Genomic DNA, 25,878 nt, shown 5'->3' with positions numbered 1-25,878 from the left:
CAAAGGTGGGGGTGATCGACCTGAAGAATAAGTCGATCACCATGGGTAAGAATGTTAAAAAGTGTTCACCATGTCCCTGAACACCCGTTTACCATGTCCCCGGACTGTACAGCGGGAGAGGGCTAGGGTGAGGGACAAAGCGCACTGTCCCCCCAGTGGCTAATTCCCGCGACTCTCTCTATGATGAAAACTTTCCCGCGCCAATGTCGGGAGTGATCAATGAGTTAGGAAAAAATCGTGCGATGACCATTTTAAACGACCTGGATTTGCGGCAGTTGGAAGCCTTCTCGGCGGTGATCTCTGCCGGGAGCGTCACGGCAGCGGCGAAGGCGCTCAATCGCTCGCAGCCGGCGGTGTCGCGCTTAATTCAGGAACTGGAACAGTCGCTCGGTTATCCGCTGTTTATCCGCAACGGCCCGCGCATTCATCCCTCGGAAGAGGCGTTGCAGCTGCATCAATATGTGCAGAAAGCGCTGCTTTCATTGCAGCAAATCCGCCTGCGCGCGCAGGAGATCGCTCACCAACAGCACCGTCCGCTGAGTATTGCCGCCACGCCCGCGCTGGCGGCGGGGTTGCTGCCGCAGGCGCTGGCCGCACTTAATTTGCAGAACAAAGTGCAGATCATCAGTGAATCCGCGGTTAATACCGCGCATGCAGTGATCACCGCGGAAGCCGATCTCGGTCTGTGCAGCTTGCCGCTGGAGCATCATGCGGTGGAGCTACACTGGATTGGGCAGTCGCAGTGCGTCGTGGCGCTGCCGGAGAACGATGAGCTGGCGGCGCAAACGCGGCTGTCGCTCAGCAGCCTGGCGGGACGCCGTTTGATTGCGCCGTGGAGCCCGCAGCGTCTACGCGGGCGCTATGAAAAAGCGCTGAAAAAGGTCAAAACGCCGCTGCATGAAACCATCGAGACTAACTCCTCCGCCAATATTCTCGGCTGCGTGCGCGCCGGATTGGGCGTAGCGATTCTTGAGCCGGTGACCGGTTGGGGCATGCCGCTGGCCGGTGTGGCGATTCGTCCGCTGGAGGAGGATATTCCGTACTACTTTGGCGTGATCACGCCGCAAGGGCGACAAATCTCCACCGCTGCACAGGCCTTGGTGGAGGCCTTAGCCGACGCTGCGGCCCATCTGCTACCGGGCTTTGAACGCCTGCCTGCCAGCGAGCATCCGCGCATTATGCGCCTGATTAATCAGGATTAAACCTCTCACCCAAATCATATTTTGTAGCGGCGCAATTTATTGCGCGATAAATCGCGCCGCTACGGAAGGTGCGTGATCTAGGTCATTAGCCAGCGTATGAAAAATCTCCTCTTAAGGCCTTATAACATTTTCGGCATAAGATATAAGAAATCCATTGGTCAAAAGCTGAGCGAGATTGTTGACTCCGTTTTAGGGCAAGAGGATTATGCGAAACCTTAGCTCTTACTATGTGATTTGGTGATTAATACCCACTAACTATGTGTTATCAGGATAATGAGAATGCATAGTCACCAACGCACTTTAGTGGTTTCGCCCGTTTGCTGGCCGCCGCTTATTTCAGGGAAAAACGTGTATGACTTATGCCGCCGATGGCCTTGCCGCGCTGGAAGCACAGCTGCAGCAGGATCTGGAATATCTTGAACTGCCCGCGAAATCCTGGGTGCCAGCGCGCACCCAGGGTGGCGCACCGGTGCGTGATGTGGTGGTGATCGGTGCAGGCATGTGTGGCCTGGCGGCGCTGGCTAAACTGCAGCTTACCGGCATCAGCAACGTGGTGGCCTATGACGCCGCGCCCGCCGGGCTGGAAGGTCCGTGGGTAACCTTTGCGCGCATGGAAACGTTGCGTTCACCGAAGTCACTGCATGGCCCGGCGCTCGGCATGGCGCAGCTGACGTTCCGCGCGTGGTTCACTGCGCAGTGGGGCAAAGAAGCCTGGCAGGAGCTGGATAAAATTCCCAAAGCGCAGTGGATGGATTATCTGATTTGGTATCGCAAGGTGCTGAATCTGCCGGTGCGCAATAATGTGCGCGTCACCAATATTACCTTCGAAGGTGAGTTAATCGCGCTCGATCTCAGCGGTGCCGAAACCGGCCGGGTTTACACCCGCCGTTTGGTGCTGGCTACCGGACGCTCTGGCCTTGGCGGTTTTGCCGTGCCGGACTTCCTGCAGGGTATCGAGCGTAAATTCTGGGCGCACTCTGCTGACGACATTGATTTCGCTGCTTTGCAGGGCAAACGCATTGCGGTGATTGGCGCAGGTGCATCGTCGATGGATAACGCCGCCACCGCGCTGGAAAACGGCGCGGCTGCCGTGGATCTGCTGATTCGCCGCCCACAGATGCCGCGCATCAACAAAATGACCGGCATTGGCAGCCAGGGCGTGGTGCACGGGATGCATCAGTTGCCGGACGCATGGAAATGGAAGTTTGTGGATTACACCGCGACCACGCAAACGCCGCCGCCGCGTTCTTCGACACTGCGCGTTTCACGTCATGCCAATGCCCGCTTCTTCCTCAACTGCGGCATCAAAGCGGTAAAACAGCAGGCCGATGAGTTGCTGATCGAAACCACCCAGGGCCCGCTGCGCTACGACTTTTTGATTGCCGCGACCGGCTTTAGCAACGATTTCCACGGACGCCCAGAGTTTGCCGCCATCGCACCGCATATCCGCAGCTGGCGCGACGGGCGTTACCAGCCAGAAATGGGCGCGCCGCGCGCCAATCTGCTTGAAGCGCCGGATCTCGGTCCCGCCTTTGAGTTCCGCGAATTGACGCCAGGCGCGTGTCCCGGACTGGCGCATATTCACTGCTTCAACGATGCCGCCATGCTGACGCACGGCAAAGTCTCCGGCGATATTCCGGCGGTGAGCGCCGGTGCCGATCGTCTGGTGCGCGGCATCAGCGCGTCGCTGTTTGCCGAAGACGTCGAGCAGCATTACGCCAACTTACAGGTTTTTGACACCCCTGAATTGCAGGGCGATGAATGGGTGGATTCCACGCCCTTACTCAACCAGGAGAACGCGCAGTGAGTGACGCAATTGATCGCGCAGTCGGCTTAAACGCTGAAGATGCGCTGTACGGTACGCGCCGCCTGCGCCCGGAATTTGTAGATGGCGCAGAACAGTGCCGTGTATCGGTGCTGGCACCTAATGATGATCAGGGCTTAGCGCCGGATGTGCGTTTTGCGCTGGCGCAGCGCATGGCGAAGCTGAATGGCGATGCCGAGCTGCAACACGATTATCAGGCGCAACTGGCGGCGTTGCAGCCTTCAGACGCGCTGCTGGCGCTGGCGGCCGGTGCCAGCGATCTTGCCGAACCGCTGGCGACTATCGCGCGGCATGCCGATCTCGTCACGCAGCAGCCAATGAACGCCACCGAGCAGCACATTCGCCTGCTGGAACAGGCTGGATTGAGCAATCCGCAGATTGTGGCGCTCTCTGAACTGATCGCTTTTGTTAACTTCCAGACGCGCGTTGCGGCCGGATTACGTTTGTTGAGGTCTGCATGATTCCGTCGGTTAATCTCAAGCCGCTGCACTGGCACCCTTATATCGCGCCGGTCGAAGTGGCAGACGCCACGCCCGCGCAGCTCGATGCGATGAAAGTGACGCCATCGAACAAGAAGATCTCCGAGTATGTGCGCACGCTGGCGCACGATCCCGACAGCTACGTAGCGCGCACCGTGCTGTTCAACGCCATTATGTATGTTGAGGGCGGGCTGGATCGTGCGGATCGTGAACTCGGCGCGCTGGGCGCGTCGATCGTCAACGGCTGCAAATATTGCGCGGTGGTGCACGCACGCCGCCATGCGCAGCTGGCAGAAAGTGATGCGGTAGTCAGTGCGATTTACTTCGATCGTGCCGATGTGCTCGGCGAGCGTGATGCGGCGATCTACCGTTTTGCCCGTCGTCTCTCCGTCACGCCGTCAGAGGCCAGCGCCGAGGATATGGCGGCACTGCGCGCGGTCGGCATGAACGATCAGGAGATTATCGATCTGATCCACGCCATCGCCATTTTCGGCTGGGCCAACCGTCTGATGCATGTGCTTGGCCATGCTGACCTGAATAAATAGGGGCTGCTGCATGTTAGAACTCAACGATATTAAGCTCGCTTACGGCAGCACGCCGATCCTGAAAGGCGTCGATTTGTCGGTAAAACGTGGCGATGTGGTGTCGATCATCGGGCCAAGCGGCACCGGTAAAACCACGCTGCTGCGCTGCATTAACTATCTGGCGAAACCGGCATCCGGCACCATTCAGCTTGATCAGATCCGCATGGATTATCAGGCACCGGACAAAGCGGCGATCCAGGCGATCCGCCTGCGTACCGCGATGGTGTTCCAGCAGTTCAACGTGTTCAAAAACATGACGGTGCTGGAAAACGTGATGGATCCGCTGATCGTTATTCAACGCAAAAGCAAACAGCAAGCGCGCGACATCGCCGTACAGGAGCTGGAGCGCGTCGGTCTGGGCGCCAAGCTCGATCACTATCCGTCGCAGCTTTCCGGTGGCCAGCTGCAGCGTACCGGCATTGCCCGTGCGCTGGCGGTGCGTCCGGACGTGATGCTGTTTGATGAACCGACCTCATCACTCGATCCAGAGCTGGTGGGCGAGGTGCTGAAAGTGATTAAAGACGTGGCGTCGTCCGGTATCACCTCGCTGCTGGTGACGCACGAGATGCAGTTCGCAAAAAGCATCTCTAATCGCATCGTGTTTATGGATCAGGGCGTGGTGGCCGCGCAGGGCAGCCCGACTGAGATGTTTGATAATCCCACCCTGCCGCGCCTTGCTCAGTTCCTCAATTCAGAACGCGTATTCTAATAATTAAAGGAATCAACCACATGCCTGCAATCAAAACCACATTACGTCGCCTGGCCGCGCCTGGCATCATCGCGCTGGCACTGATCAGCGGTAACAGCTTCGCGGACGCGGTGCGCACCATCAAAATCGCTACCGCGGCGGAATCCAAACCGCTGTCGTGGGGCGCGATTGGTCACGAGCCGCAGGGCTACGAGCCGGACGTGCTGAAAGCCATCAACGCCAAACTGCCGCAGTACAAATTCGTCATGGAAGGCGCGGCGGATATCGCCCAGGAAACCGGCCTGGCGACCGGTAAATATGACATGGCGACCGGCGGTTATTACAAAGCGCCGACGCGCAGCAAACAGTTCCTGATCCCGGATGCGCCGATTGGTGCCAGCCTGATGAAGATCTACAGCCGCAGCGATAGCAATATCAACGGCATGAAAGATCTGGTCGGCAAAAACATCGTGCCGGTTACCGCAGGTGGCGGCGTGTACAAATTCGTGACCCAGTGGCAGCAGGACAACCCAAACGACAAGGTGGAGATCAAAGCGTCGAGCGCAGGCGTGCCGTATCCGGATCGTCTGAAGGAAGTGCAGCGTGGCAAATATGATGCGCTGATCCTGCCTTCTAACCTCGGCGAGCAGACGGTGATCGACAACCAGAAACTGGCGATCAAAGCCAGCGAGCCGGTTTCCATCAACAACACTTACGTGCTGATTCACCGCTCCGCTGAAAACCAGGCGCTGAACGATGACATCAATAAAACGCTGCAGCAGCTGAAGGCCGACGGCACGCTGGATAAGCTGGCGCAGAAGTGGTTTGGCGAAGACGTCACCAAGTACATGAAGTAACAGATTCACCTGAAGCCGCTGCGCCCGGTGCTGAGCCGGGCGTTGCTTCATTGTTAGCAGGAGTGTTTCACCGTGAATCTGACTTCGATGATTCCCGAGCTGCTCTCGGCGCTGCCGTTGACGCTCGGCATAATGTTTGTTGCGATGATCGTCGGGTTCTTCCTGGCGCTGATCGCCACCGTATTCCGCGTGCGCCGCATTCCGGTGATTAGCCAGTTTGTGGATCTGTACGTCTCTTACGCGCGCAGCGTGCCGGTGGTGCTGCAGCTGTTTGTCGCCTTTTATGGTCTGCCGCTGGTGGCCGAGCAGTTCGGCTTCAGCGATTTTGTCACCGCCAATATCGCGGCGATGATTGGCCTGAGCCTCTATCACGGCGGTTATCTGTCGGAAGTGATGCGTCCGGCGTTTCTTGCTGTGGAGCGCGGCCAGCACGACGCCGCCGACAGCATGGGCTACAGTTTCCGCCAGAAAATGCTGCGCATTGTCGGTCCGCAGGCGGTGCACTTCGCGCTGCCGGGTTACGGCAATGCGATTATCTATCTGATTCATAACGTGGCGTTGGTGATGTACATCGGCGCAGCGGATGTGATGGCGACCGCGCATCTGATCATGGAACGCGACTACAACCAGTATCAGTTCGGTACCTATCTGGTGCTGGCGGTGCTCTATTCGCTGCTGTGCGGTGTGGCCTGGTTGATTATCCGTTTCTTCGAACAACGTCACGCGAAGTACAGCTCGAAAACCGCTGCACGCGTTAAATTCACCAGCGTCTGATAAGGGGGAGCAACCATGTTTGATCTTGAGGTTTTGCTGCCGGACTTCTGGAGCATTCTCGATGCGGTGCCGGTTACGCTGCTGATGGCGGTGACGGTGTTTATTTGCTCGACGTTGCTCGGCGGGCTGTTCGCCTTTGTGGAGCATCGCCGCATTCCCGTGCTGCGCCAGCTGGTGATCGCGTACAAGATCGCCTTTAAAGGCGTGCCGATGGTGGTGGTGATTTTCCTCGCCTATTACGGTTTGCCGCCGGCGCTGCACTATGTCGCCACCCTGTTTGGCGTGGAAGTGAATGCCCACTCGTTGCCGAACTGGGTGATCATTATCGTCGCGCTGAGCGCCTGCGTAGCGGCGTTCCAGGCGGAAGTGTGGAAGGGCGCGCTCAATTCGTTTGATAGCGGCCAATCGGACGCTGCACTGTCGCTGGGCTACAGCGGCGGCCAGCTGTTCCGTCGGGTAATGTTTCCGCAGATTATTGTGGCGGCGATCCCCGATCTGGCGAACGCCTTTATGGTGATCATGAAAGCGTTGTCGCTGGCGTTTGCCATTGAAGTGGTGGATATCTTCGCTCAGGCGCAATTGACCGCAGCGCTGAATTTCTACTACCTCGAAGCCTTCCTGATTGCGGTGGTGTTCTACATGGTGATTGCGTATGTGGTGACTAAGATTGCCGACAAGATTGAGGCGGCGCTGCGGGTGCGGACCTAATGAAAAATCGCGCGATAAATCGCGCCGCTACGAGCAAGTGCACCGACCCGTAGCGGCGCAATTTATTGCGCAAATAAGCATACCCCACCATAACTTTCAATCTGCAAGTTACTTGCAAAATGAAAGTCACTCTGTAACAGTATTCGACACCAAAACAATGTCGGATATCCAGCCTTGAAAAACCAACCGCTTTGCAACATGCCTTGTCCCGTCGCGCGCAGCCTCGGCCGTATCGGCGATGGCTGGAGCATGCTGATCATGCGTGATGCGCTGGCCGGTTTTACCCGCTTCGATGAGTTCCAGAAAAGCAGCGGCGTGGCCCCCAACATTCTGTCGCGTCGGCTAAAAGAGCTGGTGGAGGATGGCCTGCTGCAGAAGGTGTGTTACAGCAGCAGTCCGGCGCGCTACGAATATCATCTCACGCCGATCGGACGCGATTTTCGCGGCGTGATTCTGGCGCTGACGGAGTGGGGCAGTACGCACTTTTCGCCGGAAGGTCGCCAGATGCAGCTGGTGGAAACCGCCACTCAGCGTCCGGTGAAGATGCAACTGGTCGATAGCGAAAATGGTCAGCCGCTTAGCCTGGACAAATATCAGATGGTACCCGGCCCGGCGGCGGTGCCGATGATGCACTATCGCCATGACTATCTGCAGAAAAAACGCGCTGGAGACAACGCAGTGAAATTCGCGCCGCCGATTCTTTGATGTAAAGCCGGCGGTTTAAAGGAGTTATTTATGAGCAAACGTATTGTAATCACCGGCATGGGGCTGGTCTCGCCGCTTGGCTGCGGCACGGAGGCGGTGTGGCAATCGCTGCTGGCGGGAAAATCGGGCATCAGCGCCCTACCGCCAGAGATGGTGCAGGATATCGCCTGCAAAGTGGCGGGGCAGGTGCCGACGCTGGAGCAGGATGCGCAGCATGGCTTTAATCCCGACGGCATCATTGCCGCCAAAGATCGTAAGAAAATGGATCGCTTTATCGAGTTCGCGCTGGTGGCCGCCCATGAAGCGCTGACGCAGGCCAACTGGTCGCCGCAGGATGTGGCACAGCAGCAGCGCACCGCCACGGTGATCGCCACCGGCATCGGCGGCTTTAACGAAATCGCCAACGCGGTAGAAACCACCGCTGCGCGTGGGCCGCGTCGGCTGTCGCCGTTTACCATTCCTTCGTTTCTCGCCAACCTCGCGGCGGGACACGTCTCGATTGCACATGGCTTTCGCGGGCCGATTGGCGCACCAGTAACCGCCTGTGCGGCCGGGGCGCAGGCGATTGGCGATGCGGCACGACTGATCCGCAGCGGCGAAGCGGATATTGCGCTGTGTGGCGGCGCTGAAGCGGCGATCCATCGCGTTAGCCTGGCGGGATTTGCCGCGGCGAAGGCGATGTCGGGCGGCTTTAACGATCGTCCTGAGCAGGCTTCGCGCCCGTTTGATCGTGACCGTGACGGCTTTGTGATGGGCGAAGGCGCGGGTTTGCTGGTGATTGAATCGCTGGAACATGCCCAGGCGCGCGGCGCCACGCCGCTGGCGGAGCTGGTGGGTTACGGCACCAGCGCGGATGCTTACCATCTCACCGCCGGGCCGGAAAATGGCGAAGGAGCGCGCCGGGCGATGGAAACCGCGCTGGCGCAGGCCGGGATTTCCCCTGCTGAGGTGCAGCATATTAATGCGCATGCCACCTCGACGCCGGTGGGTGATAAGGGTGAGCTGGCGGCGATCGCTGCACTGTTTGCCGGCAGCCAGGTGGCAATCACCTCAACGAAATCGGCCACCGGGCATCTGCTGGGTGCGGCGGGCGGCGTGGAAGCGATCTTCTCGATTCTGGCGCTGCGTGACCAAATTGCCCCGCCAACCCTGAACCTGCAACATCCGGATGAAGCGGCGGCAGGGCTGAATCTGGTGGCGTTGACCGCACAGCCGACGGCGATGACCTATGCATTATCCAACGGCTTTGGTTTCGGCGGGGTGAATGCCAGTTTGCTGTTTAAAGCCTGGCGCTAGCGCAGATTTATCGCGATTCCCTATAATGGGGCGAAGATATTTTGCCGGAATCGCCAACTTGACCACTCAAACCTCAACCCAGCAGCTGGCGGAAGAACTCCGCCAGCTTGTCAGTCTTCTGGTGCGTAATGTGCGTGTTGCCACGGCGACCGTACGCACGTCGCAATATGAAACCCTCGATCTGCTCGACAGCCATCAGGCGCTCTCCATCGCGGACCTCGCGCGACTGCGCGGTGTGAAGCATCAAAGTATGCGTCTGGTGATTAACGAGCTGGAATCACAGGATTTGGTGCTGCGGCAAAAAAGTGCGCTGGACGCGCGGGCCCAGGTGATCGTACTGAGCGATCGGGCACGCGCTGCTTTGGCCGCCGCACGTCAGCAGCGCGCTGAGTGGATTGCGGCGCGTATTGATGATCGGCTTAACGAGCACGATCGCCACGATCTGCAACAAGGCCTGGCTGTGCTGCGCAAGCTGCTTTAGCCGGGCGAATTGGCGCTGCGCAGCTGATTGATCACCGCCTGCAGCGTGTTCATGCCCCAATGTTCGGCGTATTTCCCCGCTTCGATCCGCACCATATCGATCACCGCGATCGTTACCGCTAGACCGGTGGGTGCGATCCCCATCAGCGATCCGCTGTGTATGCCGCGAATAGTTTTACGCGTGGTGACCCAATCACGTTCGGCGATTTGATCCTCAATCTGCACCTGTAGTTCTGAGAAAGCGGGGCGCAGGATCTGATCGAAAGTGTGCCACAGGCTTTCGCGATCGTTAGGCGCGCCGGCAGGTGCGGAGCGGTTGATAAAGTTTTCTGCGACGAGTTGCTCGAACGCTAGGCGATCGCCGTCGGCAATCACCTGCTGGTTGAAGCGGCGCACTACGGCTTTGTTCTGTTCTGACATGGCGATTCCCTCTGAATATATACAGTTTAACTGTATATATTTAACGGTAAGCGCGGGAAGTGAGTTTGATATGTTGTGCGGTGATCATCACGTAAACAGGTCGCCATGAATGGCGACCCTACGGTTATTTGGTGAGGATTTTGTAGGGTGCGCATTCATGCGCACCTGGCAAAACTCAGCGCTTACCCAGCGCTTCCCACAGTCCCAGCAAATAGGTGGTGCCCAGCGCGCGGTCGTATAAACCATAACCGGGACGTCCGGTTTCACCCCAGATAAAGCGGCCATGATCCGAGCGAATGTAGCCATCGAAACCGTTGTCATGCATTGACTGCAGCACTTTATACATATCCAGCGAGCCATACTCGGTTGGGTGCGCGCACTCGTAGAAATCTTTGTCCTGAATAATCTTGATATTACGCACATGGGCAAACGGAATGCGTTTGCGGCGCGAGAACTCAGCCAGAATGGCGTAGACATCATTGTTCGGATCTTCCGCTATCGATCCGGTGCACAGTGTTATGCCGTTGGCTTCAGAATCCACTACGTTACAGATCCAGTCGAGATCGTCGCGGTTTTTCACCACGCGCGGCAGGCCGAAGATCGAATACGGTGGATCGTCCGGATGAATCGCCATCTTCACGCCAACCTCTTCACACACCGGGATCACCGCTTGCAGGAAGTAAGCAAGGTTCTCACGCAGCTTGTTGTCATCTACATCTTTATATTGCGCAAACAGATCCTGCACTTTCGCCAGACGCTCAGGCTCCCAGCCCGGCAGGGCGAAGCCGTTTGAGTTGCCTAACACTTCCTGCACCACTTCATCGAGGCTCTTATCAATGCCTTTCTTCTCGAAAGCCATGGTGAGCGAGCCGTCTGGCAGCACGTAGTTCATGTCGGTCTTCATCCAGTCGAACACCGGCATGAAGTTGTAGCAGATCACTTTTACGCCGGCGTCCGCCAGGTTGCGAATGCTCTGCTTATAATTTTCGATATAGCGATCGCGGCTGGGCAGGCCAATTTTGATATCGTCGTGAATATTGACGCTTTCAATCACTTCGACGGTCAATCCGGCGGCATGCACCTGCTCAACCAGCGCGTTGATCTTATCGACTGGCCAGGTTTCTCCCACCGGCACGTCGTACAGTGCGCCAACCACGCCGCGTACGCCCGGCACCTGGCGAATATACTCCAGCGAAACTTTATCTTCTTTCGGACCAAACCAACGCATTGTCAGTTGCATAATGTCATCCACCGTTATCGTGTCTGTGATAACTGATAAACTACCATTCTAGTAAACATCATGACAGCGTGACGCATGGAATATGCCTTGATCCGCGTCACAGAACACACTTTATCCCCGCCGGTAGAGCCTTAATGCTGCACCACCAGATCATTGAAATGATCTTTGTATTTGAACAACTCCAGATCGGATCGTAAGCCTAATTTGCGCAGCGCGGTCTGTTTTTGTCCGCTGATGGTTTTGCGACTGCGCGCATATTTGACCGCGATCTGCGTGACGCTTAAGCCATCCAGATAGCAGCGGATCACTTCGAGTTCACGCGGGCTCAGCTCGCGCAAGATCAGCGTGATCTCATCACCCATCTGGCGCGGCAGCAGGTAGTCATGCATTTCGCGATCGCTTTCGTGGAACTTATCCATCTCCATCAGCATGTCGGCGGTGAGAAAACGCTTGTTGCGACACACCTGATGCAGCGCGGTAATCAACACTTCCTGGTCTTCACTTTTACCGACAAAGCCGTGCACGCCGGCTTTCAGCAGCAGCTGCACGATGGCCGGTTTCTCCACCGCCGAGGAGACCAGAATTTTCAGTTCGGGATAGCGCACGCGCAGCTGTTTAACCATCTGCAGGCCATCGAGCTCGTCCTCGCCGAGCATGTAGTCAAGCACCAGCACATCGACCGTATGGCGCTGTAAAAACGCCATCAGCTGCTGGCGCTGGGAGAAAGCACCCGCCAGGTCCAGATCGGCCTCCTGCGCCAGACGATACTGAATGGCTTTACCGATCAGCGGATGATCGTCTAAAACCGCCACCTGCCAGATTGCACCTTCTTTCATGAGTTCACCTCTTCATTGTCACTGGTTTCTAATGCGCGCTGGAACAACGTATTCAGCTCTGCCACTGCGGTGACAACCGCGGGCAGATGGTGTTGTAGTTGCGCACTGTCGTGTTGTTCTGCTGCCTGTTCGCTGGCGAAGCAGCTGTGCTGTAGGGCTTCGGCATGCAGCAGTTTGGCGCTGCCGAGCAGTTGATGTGCGGCATGACGCGCGCTGGCGAAATCCTCTTCTTCTACTGCTTGCTGTAACTGAGCGAGGTCGCGCGCATTTTGCTGCTGGGCGGTGATCACCAGATCGCGCCAGGCTTGTGGATCGTTGGCCGCCAGATTTTCCAGCGTTAACAAGGTGTCATGGCGGGGTTGATGCGTCGGCGCGCCCGTCACCACCTGCAGCAGTTGCGTGCGCTCCAGCGGTTTAAACAGGCAGCCATGCATACCGGCTTGGGTAGCGAGTTGCGCGACGCGCTCCTCCGCCATCGCCGTCAGGCCGTAAACCGGCACGGCACGACGATTGAGTAATTTCTCCTCGGCGCGCAGCTGACGCGTAAAGGCGAAGCCATCCATGCCGGGCATGTTGCAGTCGGTGATCACCCGATCGAGTTCATGTTCGCGCCACAGGGCCAGCGCCGCTTCGCCGCCGTCGGCCACCAGCACATGATGTCCGGCGTAACGCAGCTGCTGGGCCAGCAGCATGCGGTTGGTGGCGTTGTCATCCACAATCAGCATGCGCAGGGCAACCTGAGCGCTCGAATCCACCTGCGGCGTTTCTGCCTCGGCTGCAGTTATCGTGGTGGGTTGAGCGGTGAAACGCAGCATAAAGACGCTGCCAGCATCGGGTTCGCTCTCCACGTGCAGCTCGGTGCCCAGCATTACCGCCAGGCGGCGACAGATATTCAGTCCAAGTCCAGTACCGCTCACGCGATTCGTACCCTGATCGACCTGAATAAAGGGTTCGAAAATCGCCTGCTGCTGTTCAGGCGTGAGACCAACGCCGCTGTCACACACTTCCAGCACGTACTCGGGTTTGCTGATATCAGCCTGATACAGCGCCACTTCCACTTCGCCCTGCGCGGTAAACTTAATGGCATTACTCACCAGGTTCGCCAGAATCTGCTTCAGCGCCACCGCATCGAACAGCACGCAATCCTGATCGATCTCCAGCATCACCTTGAGTGCCAGGCCTTTATTGTGCGCAACCTGGCGAAACAGCGCTTCGGTGTCGTACACCACATCGCTCAAGGACATTGGCATCAGGCGGATGCTGAAGTGGCCGGATTCGATTTTCGCCAGGTCGAGAATATCGCCCACCAGTGACAGCAGTGAGCGCGAGGATTGCCACGCCAGATCGATATTCTTCTGCCTTTGCTGTTGATCGCTCTGACCCAAATGTTCGATCTCCAGCAGGCCAATCAGGGCGGCCAGCGGTGTGCGGATTTCATGGCTCATATGCGAAAGGAAGGTACTTTTGGCTTCGCTGGCGCGCAGCGCCGCTCGTTTCGCTTTGCGTACATCATCCAGCAGCGTTTCGATGTAATGCAGCTGGTTGCTGATTTCACGCTCGTGCTGACGCTGTTTCGCCAGCGAAGATTTGAGTAAATGGTTGCGCCACAGGAAAAACAGCAGGCAAGCACCCGTTATCGCGACAATGCGTAATATGTAGCTGCGATAGCTTTGCCACGAGGTGCTGGTGGCCGGCGGCGTGTATTTAATCCAGCGCTCCATCAGCGACTGCAGCGTGGGTTGGGGAATATCGGACAGCGCTTTATTGAGGATGGCAATCAAGTGCTCATCCGCCGCGTTGGTGGCCATCGCCATGCGAAACATCGGCAATGGCGCCACAAATGCCACTTTGAAGCGATCGTTAAAGTGATTGTTGAGTAGATACTGCGCCGACTCATACGGCACGATAAAGCCGTCTACCTGCTTCTCCTGCAGTTGCCCGAGTGAATCAATCGAGACAACGTTTTCATTGAAATCGATCTCTGGCCAGCGACGACGCAGATCAAAGCGATAGTAAGAGCGCTCATAAATGCCAATACGTTTACCCGCCATCTCATCAAAGCTGCGCCAATGGCTGTCGCTGCGGGTCATCACCACCCAGGGAGAATAGATATAAGAGCGGGTGTAGCTGATGTGCTGACTTTGCTGCGAGGCGGCATCGCTGACCACAATCAGTGAATCCCGCTGATTCACCAGCGCATCGCGCATGTTGGCCAGGCCTTGCATCGGCTGGTAGTGAAAACGGATGCCGGTGCGCTGCGAGATCAGTTTCAGCAGATCGACGCTCAAGCCCGCCACGCGCTGCTTTTCATCAAGAAAGGTGAAAGGCAGATGCATGGGATCGTATTTGACGGTGATATCGCGATGCTGCGCCAGCCAGCGGGCTTCTGCTTCAGTCAGATCCAGCGGATGATTTTTCACTACGGATTGATAATCCAGCCCCCAGGCTTCGGCGATTTGTACCGCATTGCGCAGCGGGATATTGATCAGGATTTCGTTGATCGCGGCGATCAGCGCTTCGTTGCCGGCGCGGGTGGCAAAGCGCGCGTCGACATCATTGGTATACGGCGTGCTGTGTGCTTCGATGATGTTCTGCAGGCCGCGCTGTGACAAATAGCGCTGGGTAGCGGAATTGCTCCAGAACACCGCGTCTTGTTTAAAGGCGGTATCGGTGTAGGCCCACAGCGGGGGCGAGGCCGGGATTAACGTCGCCTGCGGATAGCGCTGGTGCAGCAGCGCTTTCAGTTCGTCATCGCCGTAGTACATCAGCTGATAGCGGCTATCTTTCAACTCGCGATCAAACTTTGCCTGGCGACGGCTGATCAACACACTTTGCGCCAGCGAATAGGGAATGCTGAGCGCTAGTTTGGTCTGGTGATTGGCGGACTGCGGGTAGTAAGGAATTAAATCGACTTGCTGATTATTCAGTGCATCAACCAGCTCTATGCGGCTATCGAATTTTTTGATCTCTACCGGCAGGTTCAGCGTTTTGGCGATGATGGCGAGATAGTCGGCCGACAGGCCTTCGAAGGCATCTTTTTCCAGCTCAACCGAATAGGGCGGCAACGAGTGGCTCCAGATGCCAACGCGTAACACCTTATGGCGCGTTTGCCATTGCTGACTGGCAGGATTCAGGGTGACTTCCGGCGCCACTAAGCCATAACGCGGTGTGAAATTGAGCGGGGAGGCACTCCAGGCAGAGAGGGAAAAGCCCAATAGAAAAATCATGCTTAGAATGCGTTTGCCCACGAATCAGTTCTCAGTCATCAATGCCTGCGTCATGCACGGCCAGCGTGGCGGTGCAGCCTATCGACGCGACTTCAATGCGCCAGATGACTTCTCACAGCGGTACGCAGCGCAACAATAATTAAATAAAACTAAGAATTTTCTTAGTTTCGTATTAGGACGGTTTGTTATGAAAAAGCGCAGCCGCGCACGAGAAGGGGAAGTGATGTACTTATGGCTGGTACTTAATTAAGTTAAGTCAGCTGTTTTTGCTGCATAGTTTCGACGTTACTCCTGAAGTCGGCGCAATTTACCGCTGCTAATCGGCTTTTCATTTGTTTTATTTACAGAAACTTCCTGGCAGGCAAAATAGCGCTTATTTCCTCTCCCTCAGCCAATCATGTCCGAAGAAGCGCTGCGTCAGCAGATTCAAAACCTGAAAAAGCATAATGCGCGATTGAAGCGTATAGCGCATGACGCGCGTAACAAGCTGAGTGCAGCGCTGGACGGAACCGGTCTTTGTTTGTGGCAGCTGGATATTCCCAGCGGCAAGCTGGTGATATTTAATCGTCGCTGGGGCGCAATGCTGGGTTTCCAGCCGAAAGAGACCAAAGCGCAGTTCGACGTGTGGCGCGAACGTCTGCATCCGGACGACGCTGACGAAGTGCTGAAAGCCTTTTACGATCACATTGAAGGGCGCGCGCCTTACTACGAAGCGCTGCACCGCATGCTGGGCAAGAATGACCAGATCAAATGGGTGCTGGATCGCGGGCGCGTTACCGAATGGGATGAGGCAGGCAACCCGATCAAGGTCACCGGCACGCACATTGATATGACCAAAGAGAAGCAGTACGAAGCGCAGCTCTCGTCTTTGGCGCATCACGATCCGCTGACCGGGCTGACCAACCGCCACGCGTTGCACACGCAGTTCAGCAAGCTGAAAGCGCAGGGACCGCTGTGTGTGGCGTTTATTGATCTCGACAACTTTAAACACGTTAACGACACGCTGGGACACCGCAGCGGCGATGAGGTGCTGATTCAGCTTAGCCAGCGCATCATCGACGTGGTGCCACCGAACGTGGTGATTGGCCGCCTGGGTGGCGATGAGTTTGTGCTGCTGATGCCGTTTCTTATCGACTATCCCAAAGTGCGGATTATGCTGCAGGCGGTGCTGGATGCGGCGCTGACGCCGTTTGATATTGATAACGGTCACGCGCAGATTGGTGCGTCGATTGGTATTGCCCAGGTGCAGGAGCGTGACGGTTTTGATGATGCGCTGACGCGTGCCGATGAGGCGATGTATCAGATTAAGAAGAACGGTAAGCAGGGGTTTGGGTTGGCATCCTCTGCGCTTTGATGCCCTCACCCTAACCCTCTCCCGCAAGCGGGAGAGGGAACAGACCGAGCGAATACGTTATTACATGTGGCAGCGTTTCCCTCTCCCTGTGGGAGAGGGTCAGGGTGAGGGCACCAGCCCGCAGAGGACTAAAACGCAAAACACGAACAGCCCAGCGCGCCCCAGAACGCATTATTATCCGACACCGGCACCGATGACTGGCGTGCGACATCGTGCGCGTGACTATGCACGCCGCACGGTCCGCTGCATTGATGCACTTTCGGCATCATCGCAGCGCGGCCATTGGCCTGCGGCGGGGCGCTGCGATAGTGGCCTGGCACCGTTACCACCGGCGACCACTCGGGCAGCACCGGCACCGGTGGCGGTGACAGCGGCGTGAAGCCACCCGCGGCATACACCACTTCGCCATCCACCAGCGTCAGCACCGATTCAATGCCTTTGATCTCCTCTTCTGGCACGCTGAAGAAATCTTTCGACAGCAGCACCAGATCCGCCAGCTGGCCGACTTTGATCTCGCCCTTAGCACTCTGCTCATTGGAGAACCAGGCGCTACCTTTGGTCCACAGCATCAGCGCGGTTTCGCGGTCAATGCGTGCATTATCATCGTACAGTTGCATGCCGCCGACGGTGCGACCGGACACCAGCCAGTAGAGCGCGGTCCACGGGTTGTAGCTGGCGACACGCGTGGCATCGGTACCCAATCCTACCGGCACCCCGGCTTCCAGCATGCGCGCCACCGGCGGCGTCTGTTTTGCTGCCTCTTTGCCGTAGCGATCGACAAAATATTCGCCCTGAAACGCCATACGATGCTGCACCGCCAGGCCGCCGCCGAGCGCCTTCACGCGTTCAATATTGGCTTCAGTGATGGTCTCCGCGTGGTCGAAGAACCAGTGCAAACCGTTAAACGGAATATCGCGGTTCACTTTCTCGAAAACGTCGAGCATGCGGCTAATCGATTCGTTATAGGTGGCGTGCAGGCGGAACGGCCAGCGGTGTTCCACCAAATGGCGTACCACGCGCTCCAGCTCATCTTCCATGCCGGGCGCTAAATCCGGACGCGGTTCGAGAAAATCTTCAAAATCGGCGGCTGAGAACACCAGCATTTCCCCGGCGCCGTTGTGACGCAGGAAATCGGTGCCCTGGCCGGGCTTCAGCATATCGGTCCAGCGTGCGAAATCCTGCAGTTCCTGGCCGGGATTCTGGGTGAAAAGGTTGTAGGCAATGCGCACCGTCAGCTGCTTTTTGGCATGCAGTTCGGAAATCACATCGTAATCATCTGGAAAGTTTTGGAAACCACCGCCGGCATCGATAGCGCTGGTCAGGCCGAGGCGATTTAGCTCACGCATAAACTGACGCGTCGAGTTCACCTGCTGCTCCAGCGGCAGTTTTGGACCTTTCGCCAGCGTGGCGTACAGCAGCATGGCGTTGGGACGGGCGATCAGCATCCCGGTTGGATTGCCGTTGCTGTCGCGCTGAATCTCGCCACCCGGCGGGTTCGGCGTGTCTTTGGTGTAACCCACCACGCGCAGCGCGGCGCGGTTGAGCAGGGCGCGATCGTACAGGTGCAGGATAAATACCGGCGTGTCAGGCGCGGCGGCGTTGATCTCATCCAGCGTCGGCATGCGGCGTTCGGCAAACTGGAACTCGGTCCAGCCGCCGACCACGCGCACCCACTGCGGCGACGGCGTGCGCAGCGCCTGGTCACGCAGCATGCGCAACGCATCCACCAGCGACGGCACGCCTTCCCAGCGCAGCTCAAGATTGTAATTCAGCCCGCCGCGAATCAGGTGCAGATGCGAATCGTTGAGGCCAGGAATACCGGTGTGACCTTTGGCATCAATAATTTGTGTGTCACTTCCGGCGAAGCGCATCACCTCGGCTTCACTGCCGACCGCGAGAAATTTGCCGTCTTTAATTGCCACCGCTGTGGCCAGCGGATTGGCACGATCTACCGTGTGGAACTTGCCGTTAGTGAAAATCAGTGAGGCCGTTGTCATGGTTTTTCTCCAAAAGATTTCGCATTGCGTGGCTGAGTCAGTGTTAAAGCGCTTGCTTCGGTGGTTAAAAAAATACGAAATGAGAGCAGTTATTGATAACGGATTGTTTTTGGTTTGTTGTTCAACAAATTTTGGGGAGGGGGGGCAATGCGTTTAAACCTTGAGGCGCTGTTGATTCTGGACGCGCTGGATCGCCACGGCACCTTTGCGGCGGCGGCCGCGCGACTATTCAAAACCGCCTCGGCATTGAGTTACACCGTGCAGAAGATGGAGAGCGACCTGAAAATCACGCTGCTCGATCGTTCTGGTCATCGCGCCACCTTTACGCCGACCGGGCGCCTGATGCTCGATAAAGGGCGCACGCTGCTGCGCGCGGTGAATGAACTGGAACAGCAGGCGCGCTACGTGGAGAGCGGTTGGGAAAGCCAGCTGGTAATAAGCGTAGATGCCTCCGTGCCGTTTAGCCTGCTGACGCCGTTGATTGATGCGTTTTATCAGCAGCATCCACATACCCAACTGCAGTTCCGTCAGGACGTGCTCTCCGGCTGTTGGGAAGCGCTTAACTATGGCGAAGCGGACATTGTCTTTGGCGCGGTGCAAGAGCCCGCCACGCGCAAAGAGATCGTCTGCCAACCGCTCGGCTGGCTGGAATACGTGTTCGCGGTTGCGCCCGGGCATCCGTTAGCCAGTGCAGCGGAGCCGCTGCAGCGCGAACTGATTCGCCAGTATCGCGCCGTCACCGTGCATGACTCCTCGCGTCACGGGGCGGGCGTTGATTTACGCGTGCTGGATGAACAGAAAACCTTGAGCGTGCACGATTTCCCCACCAAGCTGCAGGCGCAGCTGGATGGCCTTGGCTGCGGCTATTTGCCGCTCTATCTGGCGCGTCCACATCTGGCAAGTGGGGCGCTGGTGGCGCGCCAGCTGGATAGCGAATGCCGTCGCGATATGGCGTACCTGGCATGGAACGAAAGCGCCTGCGGTAATGCCGCCACCTGGTGGCGAGAGCATCTCCTCACGCTGCCAGGTTTGCATGATATCTACCTGCCCGCGTAATCAGATGGCGATATGGTGGCTGACCTGCGGCGCATCTTCGCCCTGATGATATTGCAGCACCGCCTGTTGCAGCGCAGCATCAGCGTGGGAAACGCGCTGGTGCTGACGCAAATGCTCCTGCCACGACTCCACCAGAAACCACTCCAGCAGCGCGTTGGGGTCGTCAGTTTGCGCCATCAATCCCCATGAGTAAGCGCCATCGCGGCGGCGTGACTGCGCCAGCTTATGAATAGCCAGTTTGAACGCGGCGCGATCTTCTGGCATCACGCGATAGCGAATCTGAATCAATACCGGCCCCTGACGCACATCGAGGTTGGCATCCACCTGCGGTTCCACCCAGTGCAGCGCCGGCTGCAGATCGGCTTCACCGGCTGGCAACACCAGACGTTTCAGCAGCAGCGCGCTGATAATCAGGCCCGCTCCGGCGATCAGCAGCGTATTGGCCAGGCCGATATGTTGGGCGATTAAGCCCCATGCCAGGCTGCCGCCCGCCAGCGTGCCGTTGAACACCATCAAATAGACCGCTAAACCGCGACCGCGCACCCAATCGGGCAGCACCGCTTGCGCGACGCCGTTCAACGTCGTGAGCGCGATAATCCAGCCCACGCCCAATACCAACATCAGCAGCAGCGCCAGCCACTGCGGCGGACTCATGGCTAATCCCAGCATCACTAGCGCGCTCAGCACCGCAGAGAGCAGCAGCAGGCCATCATGACTCATTGCGCTGCGCAGACGCGGCAGCAGCAGCGCGCCGGCAATGGCACCGCCGCCCACCGCGCCGAGCAGCAAGCCGTAGAAGCCAGCGGTGCCTTGTAGCATGTTGCGGGCGACTAACGGCAGTAACGCCCAAATGGCGCTGGCGAAGGCGAAGTACAGCGCGGCACGCAATAACACACGGTGCAGATCGTGGCTGGCGCGCACGTAACGCAAGCCAGCACGGAACGCGCCGAAGAAGTGTTCATTCAGCTCGGTTTTGGCTTTCGCCGGACGCTTCCAGTACAGCAGCGCGGCGATAACGAAAAAGTAGCTCGCCACATCCGCCCCGTAGGCCGCCATCGCCCCGAAACTGGCCAGCAGTAACCCGCCCGTGGCTGGACCGATGGCGCGCGCGATGTTGATGCCGAGCGAGTTGAGTGCCACGGCGTTTTTCAACTCATGACGCGGCACCAGCTCCGGCACAATTGCCTGCCAGGCAGGACCAAACAGCGCTGCGCCAATCCCGCCGACGAAGGTCAGCCCGATTAACCATTCGACGGTCAGCCAGTGGTTATGCGACAGCAGCAGCAGGGTGCCGCTGACGCTGGCCATTAATATTTGCACTACAATCAGCAAGCGGCGGCGGTCAACAATATCTGACAGCACGCCCGCGGGCAGCGCCAGCAGGAACACCGGCAAGGTCGCAGCGGTTTGCATCAGCGCCACGGCGGTGGGGTTATCGGATAAGCCGGTCACCAGCCAGGCGCTGGCGACATCGCGGATAAAGCTGCCGGTATTGCCGAGTACCGAGGCGGTCCAGATCAGGGCGAATAGCCCGTAACCGAAGGGAGAGAAGGCACCGCTGCGCGGCGTGGCTGATTGGGGCTGGCTCATTATCATGTTCCTGTAAGAGTGCGATGTAAGCACCTTACGAAGCCTGCAGTCTGCTTGATAGCGGAAAAAATCCATCAACTTGTCCAGGCTTTTTTAACAGCGCTTGAGCCGCAAAAAAGATTGAACAAGTTGTCAAAATCTCTGCTTTAGGTTTTTCCCCTCGCTCGATGTAGTTTGATTGGCAGACACAACATCACTCACTTACGGAGCAAAAAACATGAGCACATTCAAGACGAAAGACGGCGTTAACCTCTATTTTAAAGATTGGGGTAAAGGTCAACCGGTGCTGTTTAGTCACGGCTGGCCGCTGGATGCCGATATGTGGGATAGCCAGCTGAATTTTCTGGCTGAACGTGGCTACCGCGTCATTGCTTTTGACCGTCGCGGCTTTGGTCGCTCCGAGCAGCCGTGGGAAGGCTACGACTACGATACCTTTGCCGATGATATTCAGGGTCTGATTGAGCATCTGCAGTTGAATGAGGTGACGCTGGTGGGCTTCTCAATGGGCGGCGGCGATGTGTCGCGCTATATCGGGCGTTACGGTACGGAGAAAGTGAAAGGTTTAGTTCTGCTGGGCGCGGTCACGCCTATCTTCGGTAAAACCGCCGATCATCCTGAGGGCGTTGAGCAGTCGGTGTTTGATGGCATTAAAGATGGCTTACGTAAAGATCGGGCGCAGTTTATCAAAGAGTTCGCTACGCCGTTCTATGGCATCAACGCTGGGCAAACAGTTTCTGACGGCGTGCTGACGCAGACTCTAAATATTGCGCTGCTGGCATCGCTCAAAGGCACTATTGATTGTGTGACCGCCTTCTCCGAGACCGATTTCCGCGCAGATATCGCTAAGGTTGATGTACCAACGCTGGTGATCCATGGCAGTAACGATCAGATCGTGCCGTTTGAAGCCACCGGTAAACTGGTGCATGAGCTGATTAAAGGTTCGGAATTGAAGGTTTACGAGAACGGCCCGCATGGCTTTGCGGTGACGCATCAGGATCAGCTGAATGTAGATTTGCTGGCGTTTTTACAGAAGTAAGGCGTGGTTTTTCCCTCACCCTAACCCTCTCCCGCAGGCGGGAGAGGGGACTGATCCAGCGAATACGTTATGACTGTCTGCTGCAATATTTAATCTTCTCACCCCTAATTATTCCCTCTCCTGCTTGCGGGAGAGGGCTAGGGTGAGGGCATTTAGGGCATCAGCGCACCATCTCAATCCGCCAGTAAATGCCCATACATCGTCATCAATCGGCGGGTAACACCGTTGGTCCAGCCGAAACCATCCTGCAGCGGATATTCGCCGCCGCCGCCCGGACGGGCACGATCGCCGCTGATGTCATATTTCTCTACCAGCTTATGGTGCAGCGTATAGAAATTATTCACCGTATTCAGCCAGTTGACGGCAATTTCCGTCGCCAGCGTCTCTTCGCCGTAATGATTCAAACCGACCACCGCCATCCACTGCAGCGGAGCCCAGGCATTCGGTTTATCCCACTGCTCGCCGCTCTCCACCATCGACGTTAACAAGCCGCCTTGCGTCAACAGCAAATGACGCAGCGCCACGGCCTGCAGGTGCGCCTGTTCGGGCGACGCGAGGCCGAGGAACAGTGGCACCACTGCAGCGGCGGTGAAGGCGCCAAAGCGCTCGCGACGCCAGTCGTAGTCACGATAAACCCCGGCGGTGTTATCCCACAGGTAGCGGTGAATTGCCTGCTTACGCGCATCGGCTTTTTTCTGCCATGCCAGCGCCGTCAGCTCTTCGCCCTTGGCATGCGATAGCGTCGAAATCATCAGTTCCAGCTTGTAGAGGAACGCGTTGAGATCGATCGGGATAAATTGTGTGGTGCGAATACTCGCCAGACGCTGCGGGTCGCGCAGCCAGCGTGAAGAGTAATCCCAGCCTGATGCGGCACCGGCACGCAGATCGCGATACACTTCGTTCGCCGGACGTCCCGATTTTTTCGCGGTTTCAATATCTTCTAGCCATGACTCATCACGCGGCGTGTCGCGGTCATCCCAGTAACGGTTCAGCAGCGAACCATCTGGCATGCGCACCACATGGCGATAGGCCTGATGCGGCATCAGTTCGCCCGCGCCATCCATCCAGAATTGGTACTCTTTCATTAACTGATCGAGATAGCGTTTCGCGCCGCGAATGCCATCCTCTTCGAACAGTTCCACCATCAGCGCAAACACCGGCGGCTGCGAACGGCTGAGATAGTATGTCCGGTTGCCGTTTGGCACGTGACCGTAGTTATCAATCAACCAGGCGAAGTTGTCCGCCATATGGCGCAGCAGATCGTCGCGTCCCGCATCGGCGAGGCCAAGCATGCTGAAGTAGGAGTCCCAGTAATAGGTTTCTCCAAATCGACCGCCCGGCACCACATAAGGTTTTGGCAGCGGCAGCAGCGAGGAATGCGCTAAATGTTGCTGCGGCATTTTGGTTAACACTGGCCATAGATCGTCTATATGTTCCGTTAAGGTTTTATCCGGATTAGAAACATAAAAGCTCTCATTCACCTGCGGTGAATAAAAATGTTCGTGCACGAATTTTTCCAGATCAAAATCCGCTGCACGTTTACGCCGGCGAAAGCGGATTAAAATATCCAGCGGGTCGAATTTAGGCGCACAGTCCGGGAAGGTTTTGCTGTCGGCAAATATGTGCGAAGTCTGCACCTGCTCAAACAGTTCCATGTAGCGATCGGCAGGCGTCAGCGCATCCGGCGCGGGAAGACCTTCGATCAGCTCAGGTTCCGGCTCCGAATCTTGCATACCTTCGCGGACAAATTCATGAGGATTATATTGATACTCCAGTTCAGCATCTGCGCGTCGATCCTCGAAAGCGTTATATTGCTGTTGGTTAGTATTAATAGCAGCCTCCTGGTAAATTCTTGAATGCGTAAAGAACAAATTATAGAGCTCTGAACGGGCGAAACAACAATGCGAATTATCTATGAACGTAATAAATCATGTCGATGGATCGCGGGTTTTTACGATTTTTCAGCGATTACAACGGACTATATTTCAGGAATTGAAAGCGGCTTTTAGGATGGATGTTTAAATAACTGCACAGAATTATCTGTAATTAAGAAAATCGCTAATATTGGCGTGAAAAAGGGCGGGATGGCTTGATCAATTTATGGCAAACGCAACGGTGATTAACCAGGTTGGCATAAATGCCAACCCTACAAAATCGCGTAGGGTCGGCATTTATGCCGACCTTTTTACGCTTACTTCTGCAACACTGCCTTAATCACATCCGCATACGGCGTGGTTGGGCGGCCAATCAGCTTGCTCAGGGTGTGACTATCATCGAACAAACCGCCTTTCTCGGCACCGGCATCGGAATCCGCCAGCATCTCGGACAATCCATCCGGCAGCCCGGCGCCTTTCAGCGCGGCGGCGAACTCCGCCTGCGGCAGGTTGATGTAGTCCACGGGCTCACCAGACTGTTTGGCGATCTCGGCACTAAACTGCGCCAGCGTGTAGCTGTCGTCACCGGCCAGCTCATACACTTTGCCAGCCTGATCGTCACGGCTAATCACCTCTGCCGCTGCGGCCGCATAATCACTACGCGCAGCCGATGAGATGCGACCTTCGCCCACCGCACCAATAAAGGCATGATGCGCCAGCGCTGGGGCAATGCTCGCGGCATAATTCTCGGTGTACCAGCCGTTGCGCAGCAGCGCAAACGGAATGCCTGACGCTTTCAGCTGCGCTTCAGTAGCGCGATGCTCAACGCCTAAACCCAGTGGTGAAGACTCGGCATGTAGCAAGCTGGTGTAAGCGATAAAGCTCACGCCCGCTGCCTTGGCGGCGTCGATCACGGCTTTGTGCTGTGCTTCACGCTGGCCGACTTCGCTGGATGAAATCAGCAGCAGCTTATCAACACCGGCAAATGCGCTTTGAAGAGTTTCCGGTTTGCTGTAATCCGCCGCACGCAGCGTGATGCCTAGCGCTTGAAGATCGGTCGCTTTCTCAGGTGAACGCACCGCTGCAATCACGTCGCTGGCGGGCACTTTTTTCAATAACTCGTTAATCACCAAACGGCCCAGTTGGCCAGTGGCGCCGGTAATCGCAATCATGATGTTCTCCTTCAGTTTCAGCTGGAATGAAAACAGCCTACGGGATAAGCTAACTTATAGTAAGTACTTACAGATTTGTTAGTTTGCAGAAGGCAAGATAAATGTCTGAAAAGATGAGTGAAAAATTTACGCGCGGCGAGTTGCTTAACGTCAATTGTCCTTCGCGCGAAGTACTAAAACGCATTACCAGTCGCTGGAGCGTACTGATTTTACTGGCGCTGCGCGAAGACACCCTGCGTTTTAGCGAGCTGCGTCGCAAGATTGGTGGCGTCAGCGAACGCATGCTGGCGCAGACGCTGCGCTATATGGAAGAGGATGGTTTTGTTGAGCGCATCGCCTATGAAGTGGTGCCGCCGCATGTGGAATATCGCTTAACGTCGCTAGGCCGCGAAGTGGAAGGGCAGGTGACCGGGCTAGCAGATTGGCTGGAGAGCAACGTGCATCGCATTTTGAAGCCTGCGCATTGAAGCGGTCGCCA

At 56.8% G+C, this 25,878-nt stretch carries 23 protein-coding genes; 15 read left to right on the top strand and 8 right to left on the bottom strand.

The window, feature by feature from the left end; translation table 11 throughout:
• The first annotated feature begins 242 nt into the window (after positions 1-242).
• From WFL93_RS22225 to WFL93_RS22175, 11 genes are all read left to right on the top strand, one after another.
• A complete protein-coding gene (locus tag WFL93_RS22225; protein WP_193372792.1) occupies positions 243-1,202 on the top strand; it encodes a LysR family transcriptional regulator in 960 nt (319 codons plus the stop codon).
• Between the two features lie 352 nt (positions 1,203-1,554).
• Positions 1,555-3,009 carry an NAD(P)/FAD-dependent oxidoreductase gene (locus tag WFL93_RS22220; protein ID WP_336779057.1) on the top strand — a complete coding sequence of 485 codons (1,455 nt, stop codon included), beginning with the start codon at positions 1,555-1,557 and terminating at the stop codon, positions 3,007-3,009.
• A complete protein-coding gene (locus tag WFL93_RS22215; protein WP_180822447.1) occupies positions 3,006-3,488 on the top strand; it encodes a hypothetical protein in 483 nt (160 codons plus the stop codon). Before WFL93_RS22220 ends, WFL93_RS22215 begins: the two co-directional genes overlap by 4 nt.
• The gene (locus tag WFL93_RS22210; RefSeq protein ID WP_007893095.1) at positions 3,485-4,051 is read left to right on the top strand and encodes a peroxidase-related enzyme; all 567 of its coding nucleotides are present in this window, start codon (positions 3,485-3,487) and stop codon (positions 4,049-4,051) included. The genes WFL93_RS22215 and WFL93_RS22210 overlap by 4 nt, the downstream gene beginning before the upstream one ends.
• 10 nt (positions 4,052-4,061) lie before the next feature.
• Positions 4,062-4,799, top strand: a complete 738-nt coding sequence (locus WFL93_RS22205) for an amino acid ABC transporter ATP-binding protein (RefSeq protein WP_049850676.1) — start codon at positions 4,062-4,064, stop codon at positions 4,797-4,799.
• 20 nt (positions 4,800-4,819) lie between these two features.
• Positions 4,820-5,635, top strand: a complete 816-nt coding sequence (locus WFL93_RS22200; protein ID WP_007893098.1) for a transporter substrate-binding domain-containing protein — start codon at positions 4,820-4,822, stop codon at positions 5,633-5,635.
• Between the two features lie 87 nt (positions 5,636-5,722).
• Complete coding sequence (locus WFL93_RS22195; RefSeq protein ID WP_191322179.1) at positions 5,723-6,409, top strand: amino acid ABC transporter permease; 687 nt, start codon at positions 5,723-5,725, stop codon at positions 6,407-6,409.
• A gap of 15 nt (positions 6,410-6,424) precedes the next feature.
• Positions 6,425-7,117 (top strand): amino acid ABC transporter permease, encoded by a 693-nt coding sequence (locus tag WFL93_RS22190; protein WP_007893102.1) that lies wholly within the window; start codon positions 6,425-6,427, stop codon positions 7,115-7,117.
• Between the two features lie 174 nt (positions 7,118-7,291).
• Positions 7,292-7,822: a winged helix-turn-helix transcriptional regulator gene (locus tag WFL93_RS22185; RefSeq protein WP_336779056.1), complete on the top strand. Its 531-nt coding sequence runs from the start codon at positions 7,292-7,294 to the stop codon at positions 7,820-7,822.
• Between the two features lie 30 nt (positions 7,823-7,852).
• Positions 7,853-9,118, top strand: a complete 1,266-nt coding sequence (fabF, locus tag WFL93_RS22180; RefSeq protein ID WP_336779055.1) for a beta-ketoacyl-ACP synthase II — start codon at positions 7,853-7,855, stop codon at positions 9,116-9,118.
• Between the two features lie 58 nt (positions 9,119-9,176).
• A complete protein-coding gene (locus tag WFL93_RS22175; RefSeq protein WP_336779054.1) occupies positions 9,177-9,599 on the top strand; it encodes a MarR family winged helix-turn-helix transcriptional regulator in 423 nt (140 codons plus the stop codon).
• Here the strand turns inward: WFL93_RS22175 and WFL93_RS22170 are convergent.
• From WFL93_RS22170 to WFL93_RS22155, 4 genes are all read right to left on the bottom strand, one after another.
• Positions 9,596-10,018 carry an ester cyclase gene (locus tag WFL93_RS22170; RefSeq protein WP_336779053.1) on the bottom strand — a complete coding sequence of 141 codons (423 nt, stop codon included), beginning with the start codon at positions 10,016-10,018 and terminating at the stop codon, positions 9,596-9,598. The genes WFL93_RS22175 and WFL93_RS22170 overlap by 4 nt on opposite strands.
• A gap of 175 nt (positions 10,019-10,193) precedes the next feature.
• Entirely contained in the window at positions 10,194-11,258 is a 1,065-nt protein-coding gene (uxuA, locus tag WFL93_RS22165; RefSeq protein WP_036622076.1) for a mannonate dehydratase, read from the bottom strand.
• Between the two features lie 131 nt (positions 11,259-11,389).
• Positions 11,390-12,094 carry a response regulator transcription factor gene (locus WFL93_RS22160; protein ID WP_180822443.1) on the bottom strand — a complete coding sequence of 235 codons (705 nt, stop codon included), beginning with the start codon at positions 12,092-12,094 and terminating at the stop codon, positions 11,390-11,392.
• Positions 12,091-15,321 (bottom strand): transporter substrate-binding domain-containing protein, encoded by a 3,231-nt coding sequence (locus tag WFL93_RS22155; protein WP_336779052.1) that lies wholly within the window; start codon positions 15,319-15,321, stop codon positions 12,091-12,093. Before WFL93_RS22155 ends, WFL93_RS22160 begins: the two co-directional genes overlap by 4 nt.
• Before the next feature lie 397 nt (positions 15,322-15,718).
• On the opposite strand from WFL93_RS22155, the gene WFL93_RS22150 reads away from it, so the two are divergent.
• A complete protein-coding gene (locus WFL93_RS22150) occupies positions 15,719-16,675 on the top strand; it encodes a sensor domain-containing diguanylate cyclase (RefSeq protein ID WP_336779051.1) in 957 nt (318 codons plus the stop codon).
• Positions 16,676-16,803: 128 nt separating this feature from the next.
• On the opposite strand, the gene WFL93_RS22145 is transcribed toward WFL93_RS22150, so the two are convergent.
• Complete coding sequence (locus tag WFL93_RS22145; protein ID WP_336779050.1) at positions 16,804-18,672, bottom strand: amidohydrolase; 1,869 nt, start codon at positions 18,670-18,672, stop codon at positions 16,804-16,806.
• 147 nt (positions 18,673-18,819) lie between these two features.
• Between WFL93_RS22145 and WFL93_RS22140 the strand changes: the two genes are divergently transcribed.
• Entirely contained in the window at positions 18,820-19,728 is a 909-nt protein-coding gene (locus tag WFL93_RS22140) for a LysR substrate-binding domain-containing protein (protein WP_180822439.1), read from the top strand.
• Here WFL93_RS22140 and WFL93_RS22135 read toward each other — a convergent pair whose 3' ends face one another.
• A complete protein-coding gene (locus WFL93_RS22135; protein WP_036622072.1) occupies positions 19,729-21,318 on the bottom strand; it encodes an MFS transporter in 1,590 nt (529 codons plus the stop codon).
• A 217-nt stretch (positions 21,319-21,535) separates the two neighbouring features.
• Here WFL93_RS22135 and WFL93_RS22130 point away from each other — a divergent pair, with 217 nt between their 5' ends.
• Positions 21,536-22,354 (top strand): alpha/beta fold hydrolase, encoded by an 819-nt coding sequence (locus WFL93_RS22130; RefSeq protein ID WP_336779049.1) that lies wholly within the window; start codon positions 21,536-21,538, stop codon positions 22,352-22,354.
• A gap of 173 nt (positions 22,355-22,527) precedes the next feature.
• Here the strand turns inward: WFL93_RS22130 and treF are convergent, their stop codons facing one another.
• Both treF and WFL93_RS22120 read right to left on the bottom strand, forming a co-directional pair.
• Complete coding sequence (gene treF, locus WFL93_RS22125; RefSeq protein WP_052013369.1) at positions 22,528-24,186, bottom strand: alpha,alpha-trehalase TreF; 1,659 nt, start codon at positions 24,184-24,186, stop codon at positions 22,528-22,530.
• 359 nt (positions 24,187-24,545) lie between these two features.
• Positions 24,546-25,400 carry an SDR family oxidoreductase gene (locus tag WFL93_RS22120; protein ID WP_336779048.1) on the bottom strand — a complete coding sequence of 285 codons (855 nt, stop codon included), beginning with the start codon at positions 25,398-25,400 and terminating at the stop codon, positions 24,546-24,548.
• A 101-nt stretch (positions 25,401-25,501) separates the two neighbouring features.
• Here WFL93_RS22120 and WFL93_RS22115 point away from each other — a divergent pair, with 101 nt between their 5' ends.
• Positions 25,502-25,867 (top strand): winged helix-turn-helix transcriptional regulator, encoded by a 366-nt coding sequence (locus WFL93_RS22115; RefSeq protein WP_049850690.1) that lies wholly within the window; start codon positions 25,502-25,504, stop codon positions 25,865-25,867.
• Positions 25,868-25,878 lie beyond the last annotated feature (11 nt).

This window comes from Pantoea sp. USHLN256, from assembly GCF_037149875.1.
GTDB lineage: Bacteria > Pseudomonadota > Gammaproteobacteria > Enterobacterales > Enterobacteriaceae > Pantoea > Pantoea nemavictus.
Note: the sequence above shows the minus strand (reverse complement) of the source record. Positions and strands in the feature narration are given on the sequence as shown.